The sequence below is a fragment of the Streptomyces sp. NPDC048424 genome (genome assembly GCF_040651555.1).
In the GTDB taxonomy this organism is placed as follows: Bacteria; Actinomycetota; Actinomycetes; order Streptomycetales; family Streptomycetaceae; genus Streptomyces.
Genome location: NZ_JBEZKE010000004.1, coordinates 189,235 through 201,677, shown reverse-complemented (window position 1 = coordinate 201,677; position 12,443 = coordinate 189,235). Strand labels below are relative to the sequence as shown.

The 12,443-nt window shown below is 74.5% G+C and carries 10 protein-coding genes; 7 read left to right on the top strand and 3 right to left on the bottom strand.

Annotated elements, in window-relative coordinates; genetic code table 11:
* Window positions 1-19: 19 nt before the first annotated feature.
* Window positions 20-1,102: a mechanosensitive ion channel family protein gene (locus AB0D29_RS07730; protein WP_362852650.1), complete on the bottom strand. Its 1,083-nt coding sequence runs from the start codon at window positions 1,100-1,102 to the stop codon at window positions 20-22.
* Window positions 1,103-1,361: 259 nt separating this feature from the next.
* On the opposite strand from AB0D29_RS07730, the gene AB0D29_RS07725 reads away from it, so the two are divergent.
* Window positions 1,362-1,898 (top strand): HNH endonuclease, encoded by a 537-nt coding sequence (locus AB0D29_RS07725; RefSeq protein WP_189737015.1) that lies wholly within the window; start codon window positions 1,362-1,364, stop codon window positions 1,896-1,898.
* 91 nt (window positions 1,899-1,989) lie between these two features.
* Here AB0D29_RS07725 and AB0D29_RS07720 read toward each other — a convergent pair whose 3' ends face one another.
* Complete coding sequence (locus AB0D29_RS07720; protein WP_362852649.1) at window positions 1,990-5,013, bottom strand: beta-N-acetylglucosaminidase domain-containing protein; 3,024 nt, start codon at window positions 5,011-5,013, stop codon at window positions 1,990-1,992.
* A 193-nt stretch (window positions 5,014-5,206) separates the two neighbouring features.
* Between AB0D29_RS07720 and AB0D29_RS07715 the strand changes: the two genes are divergently transcribed.
* Both AB0D29_RS07715 and AB0D29_RS07710 read left to right on the top strand, forming a co-directional pair.
* On the top strand, window positions 5,207-7,234 hold the full coding sequence (locus tag AB0D29_RS07715; RefSeq protein WP_362852648.1) for a 4-alpha-glucanotransferase: 2,028 nt from the start codon (window positions 5,207-5,209) through the stop codon (window positions 7,232-7,234).
* A gap of 20 nt (window positions 7,235-7,254) precedes the next feature.
* Window positions 7,255-7,494, top strand: a complete 240-nt coding sequence (locus AB0D29_RS07710; RefSeq protein WP_351597372.1) for a hypothetical protein — start codon at window positions 7,255-7,257, stop codon at window positions 7,492-7,494.
* Between the two features lie 126 nt (window positions 7,495-7,620).
* Here AB0D29_RS07710 and AB0D29_RS07705 read toward each other — a convergent pair whose 3' ends face one another.
* Window positions 7,621-8,112: a MarR family transcriptional regulator gene (locus tag AB0D29_RS07705; RefSeq protein ID WP_362852647.1), complete on the bottom strand. Its 492-nt coding sequence runs from the start codon at window positions 8,110-8,112 to the stop codon at window positions 7,621-7,623.
* Between the two features lie 108 nt (window positions 8,113-8,220).
* Here AB0D29_RS07705 and AB0D29_RS07700 point away from each other — a divergent pair, with 108 nt between their 5' ends.
* From AB0D29_RS07700 to AB0D29_RS07685, 4 genes are read left to right on the top strand one after another with little or no spacing between them, the layout of a single operon-like run.
* Complete coding sequence (locus AB0D29_RS07700; protein WP_362852646.1) at window positions 8,221-9,540, top strand: MFS transporter; 1,320 nt, start codon at window positions 8,221-8,223, stop codon at window positions 9,538-9,540.
* 53 nt (window positions 9,541-9,593) lie between these two features.
* Window positions 9,594-10,526, top strand: coding sequence for an EamA family transporter (locus tag AB0D29_RS07695; RefSeq protein ID WP_362852645.1), 933 nt, complete (start codon window positions 9,594-9,596; stop codon window positions 10,524-10,526).
* Between the two features lie 53 nt (window positions 10,527-10,579).
* Window positions 10,580-11,503 (top strand): DMT family transporter, encoded by a 924-nt coding sequence (locus tag AB0D29_RS07690; RefSeq protein WP_362852644.1) that lies wholly within the window; start codon window positions 10,580-10,582, stop codon window positions 11,501-11,503.
* A gap of 10 nt (window positions 11,504-11,513) precedes the next feature.
* Window positions 11,514-12,413, top strand: a complete 900-nt coding sequence (locus tag AB0D29_RS07685) for a LysR family transcriptional regulator (RefSeq protein ID WP_362852643.1) — start codon at window positions 11,514-11,516, stop codon at window positions 12,411-12,413.
* Window positions 12,414-12,443 lie beyond the last annotated feature (30 nt).

Sequence of the window (12,443 nt, the reverse complement as noted above, 5' to 3'; positions counted from 1 at the left end):
TGCGGCGGGGGCGTTGCGGCTACTTGGTGATCCGCGGGCCCGCCGGCGGCGGGATCGGAGCCGTGGCCAGCGACTGCGGGGAGGCCGGGTTCGCCAGGGCGGACGGGGCGGCGACGGAGGCCGACGGGTCCGCCGCGGCCTCGTCCTCCTCGTCCCCGGCCGGCAGGCCGCCGATGATCCGGATGCCCGCGGCGTCGAAGGCCTCCTTGATCCGCCAGCGCAGCTCCCGCTCCACGGCGAACTGCTGGCCCGGCATGGTCTTCGCCGACACCTTCACCGTCATCGAGGCGAGCAGCACCTCGTCCAGACCGAGGACCTCCACCGGACCCCACAGGCGCTCGTCCCACGGGGACTCCTTCGCCAGGGTGTCGGCGACCTGCTGGACCACCTCGCGGATCCGCGTCAGGTTCTCCGAGGGCTTGACCTGGACGTCCACGCCCGCGGTCGCCCAGCCCTGGCTGAGGTTGCCGATGCGCTTGATCTCGCCGTTGCGCACGTACCAGATCTCGCCGTTGTCCCCGCGCAGCTTGGTCACGCGCAGCCCGACCTCTATGACCTCGCCCGAGGCCACGCCCGCGTCGATCTTGTCGCCGACGCCGTACTGGTCCTCCATGATCATGAAGACGCCGGACAGGAAGTCCGTGACCAGGTTCCGGGCGCCGAAACCGATGGCCACACCGGCCACACCGGCACTCGCCAGGAGCGGGGCCAGGTCGATCTTCAGCGCGGCCAGGACCATCAGCGCGGCCGTGCCGAGGATCAGGAACGAGGCCACCGAACGCAGGACCGAGCCGATCGCCTCCGAACGCTGGCGCCGCCGCTCCGCGTTGACCAGCAGCCCGCCGAGCGCCGTGCCCTCGACCGCCTCGGCGCTGGTGTTCATCCGGGTTATGAGCTTGGTCAGCGCCTTGCGGACCGCCGAGCGTATGACCGCCGCGATCACCACGATCAGCAGGATCCGCAGGCCGATGCTCAGCCAGGTGGCCCAGTTCTGCTCGATGAAGCTCGCGGCCTCGGTGACGCTGGCCTGCGCCTCCTTGACCGAGGCGGGCGCGTCCGGAACGTCGGCTGCCAACGGCAGCAGAGCGGCGGGCCAGGGCACGACGGGAACCTCCAGGTGTAGCGGTCTGCCCGCGGAACGGGTTGTGGGGCAGACCAACCACACTAACGGGGCAATCCCTTCACCTTGGTGCCGTGTTCGAGGGAGAGACCAGACTCACCTGGGGATGACTGACTGTGGTTGAAAACACCTCGGACCCGTTACGGGCGCGTGGTGGCGCTTCGACCAGCCGTAAGGAGAGACTGGAGAGCAGATCGTCCCGGCGCGAGCCACGCGCCGCCGACGTACAAGGAGGCAGTCCGTGCCGCACGTCCTGGTCCTCAATGCGTCGTACGAGCCCCTCGGCGTCGTACCGCTCCGCCGCGCGCTCGTCCTCGTCCTGGAGAACAAAGCGGTCTCCCTGGAAGAATCCGGCGCCTATCTGCACAGCGCGACGAGGGTCGTCCCCGCTCCCAGCGTGGTACGGCTCAAGCGCTTCGTGCGGGTCCCCTACCGGGGGCCCGTTCCACTCACCCGGCGCGCCCTGTTCGCGCGGGACGGCGGCCGCTGCATGTACTGCGGCGCCGTCGCCACCAGCGTCGACCACGTCATCCCGCGCAGCCGGGGCGGACAGCACGCCTGGGACAACGTCGTCGCCGCGTGCCGGCGCTGCAACCACGTCAAGGCCGACCGGCACCTGCTGGAGCTGGGCTGGCGCCTGCGCCACCAGCCGGCGCCTCCTTCCGGGCTGGCCTGGCGGATCATCGGGACGGGGCACCGGGATCCCCGCTGGATGCCGTACCTCCAGCCGTACGGGGCCGAGGACGCGCTGGAGCGCATCGGGGTCGCGGCGTCGTAACCCGCGGGTCCGCAGCCGGGGCTCCCCGCCTCAAACGCCGGCGGGGCTGAAATTCAGCCCCGCCGGCGGGTGCGCCCCCGCTCGGCTGGCGCTACGGCGTGACCGCGTACGCCTCCGCCGACCAGAGGGAGCAGCCGTAGCGGGTGGCGCGGCGGTCGCACGTGATGCGGAGGAAGCGGGTGTCGGGCGCGTCCAGGCGCAGGGATTCGCGGCCGCCCCCGGAGGCCGCGACCGTGACCGCCGGGCGCCAGGTGATCCCGTCCGCGGAGGTCTCCACCCGGTAGGCGGACGGGTACGCGTCCTGCCAGTGCAGCTCCAGCCGGCCGATCCGGGCCGGGGCGGGCAGGTGCGCCGCCCACCAGGCGCCGTCCACCGGCGGTGAGGACCAGCGGGTGGTCGCGGAGCCGTCCACGGCCGCCGAGGCCGGGAAGTCGCGGGTCTCGTCCGCCGAGGAGGTGGCCCGCGCGGTGCGCAGCAGGTCCGGGCCGCCGGTACGGGGCACGGCCCGTACCGTCAGGGTCCGGGTCTCGCCGTCGAAGGTCACCGGGACCTCGTAGGTGCCGGGCGCGGTGCCCGGCGCCACCACGACCTCCAGCGGGATCGACACCTGCCCGCCGCGCGGCACCACCGCGAGCCCCGGGAGGCGCACCTCGATGCCCGCCGGCGGCCGCGCCGACAGCGCCCCGCGGACCTCCGCGGGGCCCGGCGCGGACAGCTGCGCCGAGACCCGCCGCGGGGCGCCGCCGATCTCGGCGTCGGCCGCGGCCCCGTCCGCCAGCTCGAAGCGGGCCCGCGGGCCGTCCCCGAACCACGGCACCACCCGGTGCACCGCGGGCGCGGTGCCCGTTCCGGCCCAGGACAGCCGTACCGCGTCCGCGCTCAGTCCGGCCGTGTCCACCTGGGTCCAGCCGGAGGCCGCGGCGTCGGCGACCTTGCGCCAGCCCTCGCCCGGTACGTGCACCTCCACCGCCGCGCCCCGCGCCCCCGCCGGGAACGGCTCCGTCATCACCGTCACCGCCGACACCGGGCGCGCGGAGTCCAGCCGTACCGTCCAGGACTCCGGCTCCTTCGTCACCGTGCCCGTGGTGCGGGCGGCTCCGGTCCAGGCGTCCGCCTCCGCCACCGCCCGCTTCAGGAAGGGCTCCAGGACGGCCTCGTCCACCCGGGCCGTCCCCGGTTCCGCCAGCGCCTCGCGGACCTCGGCCAGGGCCAGGGACGCCTGCCAGGCGGCGGCCCCGTCCCCGCGCGCCTGCGCCTGGAGGACGTCCACGGCCAGTTCGCCGGCCGTTCCGTAGCGCGCCAGCCGCTCCAGCCAGGGTCCCGCCTCGTCCGACAGGGCCGGCAGCCGGTCGGGGGCCTCGCGCAGGACCGTGAACGCCTTGCGCAGCTCGGCCCCGGCCGCCGGATCGCCCGCGGCGCGGGCCTTCCAGAACTGCTCGACCAGCGGCTTCAGATACGCCGACTCCTCCTGCTTCAGCCCCGACGACGCGCTGTTCCCGGCGAGCGCCGCCACCGCCGCGCGCTCGCGCGGGTCGGAGCCCGAAAGGTCGCGGACCGCCGCCTGCCAGGACTCGCCGGCCCGGTAGCCGCGCGGGTTCCAGGCGAAGTCCGCCGCCGTGAAGAGCGGGATCCGCGACAGGATGGGCTGCTGCATCGCGTTGGCCAGCAGCGCCGCCGAGCCGCCCGCCACCGCCGGATCGCGGCCCGCGTACGGGCCGAGGAAGATGCGGCCCGGATCCCAGTCGTTGACCGGGTAGTTGTCCATGGTGATCAGGGGCTGCTGCCCCATGGCGGAGCGCGCCCCGGCCAGTTCCCTGCCCGTGATCGTGCGCGGCACCACGCCGACGCCCGTCCAGGCCACCTCCACCCGCTTGTCCAGCGCGCCCGCGAGGGCCGTCCGGTAGGACGTGGCGCCCTCCTGGTAGTACTCCGTCGGCAGCAGCGACAGGGCGGGCGCGCCCGGATACCGGGCGGCCAGGTGCGCGGCCAGCTCGTTGGCGACCTCCGCGTGCGCCTTCGCGGCCGCCGTCGGGCCCTTCCCGTACCGCTCCCGGTCCGCGCGGCAGCCCCATTCCGAGTAGCTGACGTCCTGGAACTGCACCTGGAAGGCGCGGGAGCCGAGGTCCCACATCGAGTCCAGCTTGCGCGCGAGCGCCGCCCGGTCGGCGGCCGAGGACAGGCACATCGACTGGCCGGGGGTGACCGCCCAGGCCAGGACCACCCGGTTGGCGCGGGCCCGTTCGGCCAGCGCGCGGAACTCCTCCTGCTGCGCCTGCGGGTAGTCCGTGCGCCAGCCCGTCGTCCGGTACGGGTCGTCCCCGGGCGCGACCAGCAGCCGGTTCTGCTTGGTGCGGCCCATGAAGTCCACCTGGGCGAGGCGCTGTTCGCCGGTCCACGGCTGCCCGTAGAAGCCCTCGGTGATCCCGCGCACCGGCGCGGCCGGCCAGTCCCGCACCAGCACCCCGGGCACCTTCCCGCCGCCCGCCGCGAGCAGCTGGCGCAGCGTCTGCGCCGCGTGGAAGAGCCCCTCCTCGCCGACGCCGGCCAGCGCGATCGTGTCCCGTCCGCCGGGCCGTCCCACGGCCAGCCGGTAGCCGCCGGCCGGCAGGTCGGTGGCGGCGGTCGCGCCCAGGGTCCGCAGCGCCTGCTCCGCAGCCGCGTCGTCGAGCCGTATGACGGTGCCCCGCTCGGGCACCGGCGTCCCCGGGCCCGGCTCGTGCAGGGTCTTCACGCCCGCCTTGCGCAGGGCGTCGCGCACCACCTGGAGCGCGTACGGATCGGTGTCGGCCGGGGCCACCAGTACGGCCTCCGTGCCCAGCGCCACCTCGCGCGCCGGATCGGCGGTCATCGACTGCGGCCGCGGCCACACGGCGGGCCCGTCCGCCGCCGTCCGGGGGGTGTCGGCGCCCGGGTCGAGCACGGGACCGGCGGCGCCGTTGGCGCCGACCGCGGAGCCGGCCGTGGCGCCGCCACCGCCCGGTGCGAGGGGCGGCGAGTCCGGGGCGGAGGGCGCCGTGAGGGTGCCGGGCGGCGCGGCGGCCACGGCGCCGCCGAGCAGCGACCCGATCACCGCGATGGCGGCGGCCGTCGACCGTTTCCTGCCCCTGAGCTGCACAGAGCCTCCCCGTCCCGAGACGTCCCCCACTCGCACGAATGAGCCCGAGCCCACCACCCGTGCGGCTGGGGTGTCAATGCGGGTGGGTGATCTGCCCCGGATGTGCCAGGAATGCGGTCCCTCCGAGTGGGTATGGCTGGCGTGTTCCCCCGCGGCGTCCCGCCCTTCTGCACCACGCTTCTGACTCACCCTCATGCCCGCACGCACGAAGGAGCGCCCGTTGATGGACGACCACCTGGCCCGGCTCGCTGCCCTGTACGGCATCGCCACCGCCTACCAGCCCGCCGCGAACGCCACCGTCCAGGTGCCGGAGGCCACCGTCAAGGCCGTCCTCGGCCTGCTCGGCGTGGTCACGGACGACGCCGAGAGCATCCGGGTGTCCGCCGAGGAGGAGTCACGGGAGGCGGCCCGGCGGCTCCTGCCGCCGACGGTGGTGCTCTGGCAGGGGGAGCCCGTGCCGCCGCGGCCCGCCGCCCTCCCGCCGGACACCCGGGTCCGCGTGGTGGCCGAGGAGACGGGGGAGGAGCTCGCGTGGGGCCCCGGACTGCCCCTGGGCGTCCACCGGCTCACCGCCCGGGCGTCCGACGGGCGGATCGCCGAGGCCACCCTGGTCGTGGCCCCGGAGCGGGCCCCGGCCGCGCCCGAGCGGGCCCACGGGCTGCTCGTCCAGCTCTACTCCCTGCTCTCCGAGCACTCCTGGGGCATGGGCGACCTCGGCGACCTCGCGGCGCTCGCCCGCTGGGCCGGCCGCACCCACGGCGCCGGCTTCATCCAGGTCAACCCGTTGCACGCGGCCGTACCCGGCACCCCGACCGACCCCTCCCCGTACCGGCCCTCCTCGCGCCGCTTCCCGGACCCGGTCCACCTGCGGATCGAGGACGTCCCGGAGTACGCCGACTGCCCCGACCGCGAGGCCCTCGCCGAACTGGCGGCGCAGGGCGCGCAGCTGCGCCGCGAGGTGCTGGAGAAGGGCGCGCACATCGACCGGGACGCCGTCTGGGCCCTCAAGCGGCAGGCCCTCGAGCTGCTGTACGCCGTCCCGCGCACGCCCGGCCGCGAGGCCGCCTACCGGGCGTTCCGCGCCGAGCAGGGCGCACCGCTGGACGTGCACGCCGCCTGGTGCGCCGGGCACGCGGGGGAGGATCCGAAGGAGCGCGCCGACTTCCACCGCTGGCTGGTCTGGCTGACGGACGGCCAGCTCGCCGCCGCCCAGCGGGCCGCCCGGGAGGCGGGCATGGCGGTCGGCATCGTGCACGACCTCGCGGTCGGGGTGCACCCGCAGGGCTCCGACGTGTTCGGTTCGCCCTGCTACGCCAAGCACATCTCGGTCGGCGCCCCGCCGGACGCCTTCAACGCGCGCGGCCAGGACTGGGGGCTGCCGCCGTGGCGCCCCGACGTGCTGGCCGCCACCGCCTACGCCCCCTTCCGGTCACTGCTGCGCGGGGTGTTCAGCTACGCCGGCGCGCTGCGGATCGACCACGTGATGGGCCTGTTCCGGCTGTGGTGGATCCCGGAGGGGACCGCGCCCGCCGAGGGCACGTACGTGGGCTACGACGGCGAGGCGATGCTGGCGATCCTGGTCCTGGAAGCCCACCGGGCCGGCGCCCTGGTCATCGGCGAGGACCTCGGGACGGTGGAGCCGCGGGTCCGCCGGGAACTGGCCCGGCGCGGGGTGCTCGGCACCTCGGTGCTCTGGTTCGAGCGGGACTGGGCCGGCACCGGGCTCCCGCTCCCGCCGCAGGCCTGGCGGGCCGACTGCCTGGCCACCGCCACCACGCACGACCTGCCGCCCACGGCCGCCAAGCTCGCCGGTGCGCATGTGGAACTGCGCGACCGGCTCGGCCTGCTGACCCGCCCGGCCGCGCAGGAACGGGCCGAGGACGCCGCCGACACCGCGGAGTGGCTGGAACTGCTGGACGGGCTCGGCCTGGAGACCAAGGACGAGGAGGCCGCCGTACGGGCCCTGTACGAGTTCCTGCTGCGCACCCCGGCCCGGCTGGTCGGCGTCTGGCTGCCGGACGCGGTGGGGGACCGGCGGCCGCAGAACCTGCCCGGCACCTGGGACCAGTACCCCAATTGGCGGCTTCCGGTCGCCGATGCCGCGGGGCGGCCGCTGACGCTGGAGGAACTGGTCGCCTCGCCCCGTGCGAACGCGCTGTTGGGGGCGCTGGCGGAGGGCGTGCGGCCTCGTACGGCACCCCCGGGCGCGCGCCCCGTTTAGGTGTTCGCTACGTTTGCACCGTGGACAAGAAGAACGCTCTGCGCGCCGGCGCCGTCACGGCCGGAACGACGCTGATGATGCTGCTGATGACGTCTCCCGCGCTCGCGGTGACCCGCGACGACGGCGACGACCCGGGCCCGGGCCTGAGCATTGGCGAGACGCTGGGTCTGTACGTGGCCCTGCCGATCGTGCTGTTCCTGGTCATCGCGGGTCTCGTGATGGTCCTCGACAAGTCGGACAGGCCGCAGAAGCAGGCCTGATCAGGTCCGGCCCCTCAGGGGCGGGACCACGGGACTTTCCGGGCGCCGGGGGTCCGCACCGCCGATTCACCTCGGCCGTGTGGCGACTCCCGGCGCTTTGTCGTGTCCGCGGACAGGGCACACGCCTCAGATGCCGGCCAGTAGCTTGCGGAGCAGGCCGGTCAGTACGTCGACCTCCTCGTCGCTCAGCCCGGTCAGCGCGTCGCGCTGTACCTCCAGGCCGGCGGCGACCGCCTCGTCGATGAGCGCGAGGCCGCGGTCGGTGATCGTCACCTGGAGCCCCCGCCGGTCGTGCGGATCGGGCTTGCGGCAGAGCAGCCCGGCCTTCTCCAGCTTGTCCAGCCGCCCGGTCATGCCGCCCGTGGTGAGCATGAGCGTCGCCGAGAGCTGGCGGGGCGAGAGCGTGTACGGGGCGCCCGAACGGCGCAGGGTGGCGACGACGTCGAACTCCCCGCGCGAGATGCCGAAGCGCGCGTAGCGCTCTTCCATCGCGTCGCCCATGGCCTTGGCGATCCGGTAGATGCGTCCGAAGACGGCCATGGGGGCCGTGTCCAGGTCGGGGCGCACGGCGAACCACTGGGCCGTGATCGCGTCGACGGCGTCCTTGTCGTCACTCATGAGTGCAGTATTCCGCTTCCCCGAGATCGTTCGCAAGAAAGTTGCTTGACGAAAAGTAGCTTAGCGGTAAGCTACTTACCAGCAACCGAATCTGGGGGAGGGGCCGTCATGGCGGTGTTCAGGGGCAAGGCAGCCGCAACCGGGGAGGCGAAGGTCGCGGGGGAGCGGTCGCTTCTCCTCGGCATCGGCATCAGCGCGGTCGGGATCGGCATGTACGTCCCGTTCTCGCTGGTCTTCTTCCACCACGTCACCGGCCTCTCCCTCACCCTCGTCGGCCTGGTCATGACCGTCACCGGACTGACCGGGCTGGCGTTCATGCCGCTGGCCGGCTCGGCCGTCGACCGGTTCGGCGCCAAGAAGGTCAACCTGGCGCTCTACGGGATACGGGCGCTCGGCTTCGCCCTCTACCCCTTCGCGAGCTCCCTGCCCGCCTTCGCGGCCGTCGCCCTCGTCACGGCGCTCGCCGACCGCTCCTTCGGCGTCGTGCAGCAGTCCCTGATCGGCGAGGTGGCGCGGGGCGCCGCCCGCGACCGGCTCCAGGCCTCCACCCGGGCCCTGCAGAACGCCGGGATGGGCGCGGGCGCCCTGCTCGTCTCCGGGGTGCTGGCGCTGTGGGGGACCGGCGGGTTCACGTACACCGCCTGGGGCAACTCCCTGGCCTTCGCCCTCGCCGGACTCCTCGTCAGCCGGGTCCGCCCGGTCCGCGACGCCGCGGCCGGCTCCGCGGGGCGGGCCCCCGCCGGGTACCGGATGGTCCTGCGCGACCGCCCCTTCCTCGGCCTGACCGCCGCCAACTTCCTCACCGCGCTGGGCTACTCCGCCCTCTCCGTCCTCTTCCCGCTCTACCTCTCCACCTGGCTGGCGGCCCCCGACTCCCTCACCGGAGCCGCCTTCACCGTCAACACCGTCCTGTGCGCCGGGATCGGCGTGCTGATCGCGGGCCGGGTCCGCCGCTCCGGCGCCCGCCGCACCCGCTCGGCCGCCCTCGGCGCCCTGCTCTTCGCCGCCGCCTTCGTCGGACAGATCGTGCTCGGCACGCTGCGCCCCGGCCAGACCGCGACCCTGGTCGCCCTGCTGGCCATCGTCGTCGTCTACACCCTCGGCGAGCTGGTGCACAGCCCCTCCGGCGGCGCCCTGTCGGTCTCCGCCGCCCCCGAGGCCGTCCGCGGCCGCTACCTGGCCACCTACCAGCTGTCCTACTCGCTGGCCAGTGCGCTCGCCCCCTCCCTCTTCACCGCCCTGCTCGCCGTCGACGGCCGCCTGCCCTGGGCCGTCCTCACCGTCGCCGCACTGGGCGCCGCCCTCGCACTGGTCCGGCTGGAGCCGCACCTGCCGGCCGGGGCCGTGCACGCCGAGGCGCCGGCCGCCGCTGCCGCCGCCGGGAGCGGGGCCGCCCCGGAGCGCCGGCCGGCCCCCGTCGCCGCCTGAACCACCCCGCCCGGTCCCGCCTCCTTCCTCACCCGACAGGGGAGCCACCCGCCATGAAGCGCCTCGCCACCGTCGCCCTGACCGCCCTCGCCCCCATCTCCTGGGGCTCCACCTACGCCGTGGCCACCGAACTGCTGCCGCCCGACCGGCCGCTGTTCACCGGGGTCATGCGGGCCCTGCCCGCCGGCCTGCTGCTGACCGCCCTGGCCCGCACCCTGCCCAAGGGCGAGTGGTGGTGGAAGTCCGCCGTCCTCGGCATCCTCAACATCGGCGCCTTCTTCCCGCTCCTCTTCCTCTCCGCCTACCGGCTCCCCGGCGGTGTCGCGGCCGTACTGGGCGCCGCCGGCCCGCTGTTCGTCGTAGGACTCGCCGCCCTCCTCCTCGGGGAGCGGGCGAGCCTGCGCACCGTACTGGCCGCCGTCGTGGGGGCGTTCGGCGTGAGCATGGTCGTCCTGACCGCCGAGGCGAAGCTCGACCTCGTCGGCGTCATCGCCGGTGTGGTCTCCTCCGCCTCCATGGGCGCCGGCACCGTCATGACCAAGCGCTGGGGCCGCCCCGAGGGCGTCGGCCCGCTGGCGATGACCGGCTGGCAGCTCACCGCCGGGGGGCTGTTCATCATCCCGGTGGCCGCCCTCGTCGAGGGAGCCCCGCCCGCGCTCGACGGCAGTGCCCTCCTCGGCTACGGCTACATGATGCTGATCAACACCGGCATCGCGTACTGGCTCTGGTTCCGCGGCATCGGACAGCTCACCGCCACCTCGGTCACCCTGCTCGGCCCGCTCTCCCCGCTCACCGCCGCCGTCATCGGCTGGGCCGCCCTCGGCCAGGCGCTGTCGCCCGTACAGCTCGTGGGCATGGCGATCGCCTTCGGAGCCACCGTCGCCGGTCAGCTGGCCGCCGCCCGCACCCCCCGACCTTTCAGTTCTACTGAACAGATGGATAAAAACATTTCGATGGACCTGACCGATGGGCAGGTGCGACGGTAGTCCGACGACAGAGAGCCAGACCGACCCCGAGGGGGAGACACACAGTGGCCGTCATGGACCGCGACCGCGTCCGCACCGTTTCGCACGCCGAGCCCGGCAGCACGGGGAAGAAGGGCGCCGCCGGGCTCGGCGTCCTCCTCGCCCTGACCGCGACGGTCGTCTGGTCCGGCAGCTTCGTCGCCACCCGGGGAATGGCCGAGACCGTCCCGCCCGTCCAGGCGGTCTTCTGGCGCTGGATCATCGCCCTCATCGCCGTCGCCCCCTTCGCCGCCCGCCAGGCCTGGCAGCAGCGGGCCCTGATCCGACGGCACTTCGGCTACATCGCCCTCGCCTCGCTCTTCGGCGTCGCCCTCTACAACACGCTCGTGCACCAGGCCGGACTGACCACCTCCGCCTCCAACATGGGCATGATCATGGCCGCCTCGCCCGTCATCATGGCGCTCTACGCCCGCCTCGGCGGCGAACGGCTCGGCGCCAGGCGGACCTTCGGGATGCTGCTCGCCGCCCTCGGCGTGCTGCTGCTCGTGGGGGACGGCTCCCTCGGCTTCGACTTCGGCGCCGGCGACCTGTGGATGTTCGGCGCGGCCCTCTCCTTCGCCACGTACAGCGCCCTGCTGCGGCGCAAGCCCGCCGAACTGGGCGGACTGGCCTTCCTGATCACCACCTTCGTGCTCGGCGCGCTGATGCTGGCTCCCGTCTACGCCGTCTCCGTCTCCGTCCAGGGCGGCTTCGAGATCACCACCGGGACGGTCGGCCCGCTGCTGTACGTCGGGGTCTTCTCCTCGGCCGTCGCGTTCTTCGCCTGGAACAAGGCGATCACGATCATCGGGGCGGCCCGCGCCGGAGTCGTCTACTACCTCCAGCCGGTGTGCGTGGCGGGCCTCGGCTTCCTGCTCCTGGGCGAACGGACCGGACCGGCGCAACTGCTCTGCATGGCGCTGATCCTGGGCGGTGTCGGGCTCGGTGCGCGGCGGTAGGTTCGGGCCCATGAGCGAGTGGGACATCAAGAAGCTGCGGATCCTGCGGGCCCTCGCCGAACAGGGGACGGTGACCGCGACGGCCGAGGCGCTGCACATGACGCCCTCGGCCGTTTCGCAGCAGCTGACGAACCTCGCCCGGCAGCTGGGGGTGACCCTCCTGGAGGCCGAGGGCCGGCGGGTCCGCCTCACCGACGCGGCCCACCTCGTACTGCGGCACGCGGAGGCGGTGTTCGCGCAGCTGGAGGCGGCCGACGCGGAGCTGGCCGGATATCTGGCTGGGGACGCGGGCGAGGTACGGGTCGGCGCCTTCTCCACGGCCGTGCCGGCGCTCGTGGTCCCTGCGGTGGCGGCACTGCGCAAGACCCGTCCGGGGGTTGAGGTACGCGTCCGGGAGGCCGAGGCGGCGGAGTCGTACGAGCTCCTGTCGGCCGGGGGCGTGGACCTGGCGCTGTCGCTGGCCGCGCACGCGCCGACCGCGCGGGACGCCCGGTTCACCCGGGTGACGCTCCTGGAGGACCCGCTGGACGTGGCGCTCCCGCCGGCGCATCCGCTGGCGGGCGCGGCGGGGCTGCGGCTGGCGGACCTGTCCGGCGACCGGTGGATCTACGGGGGCAGCGGCCCCTGGTCGGAGATCACCCGCACCGCGTGCGAGGCGGCGGGCTTCGTCCCGGAACAGGCGCACTCGGCGTCCGGGTGGACGGCGATCCTGGCCATGGTCGAGGCGGGGATGGGGGTGGCGCTGGTTCCGCGCATGGTGTCGAGCCGGGCGTCGGGCGTGGCGGTGCGGGTCCTCGCGCACGATCGCCCGACGCGGCACGTGATCGCCGCGGTCCGGCGTGGCGCCGAAGCCGCGCCCGCCCTCTCCCACGTCCTGTCCGCGCTACGCGCCGTCGCCGCGCAACGCTGACCCGTACGTGCGCTGCGCGCCCGCGCCCTC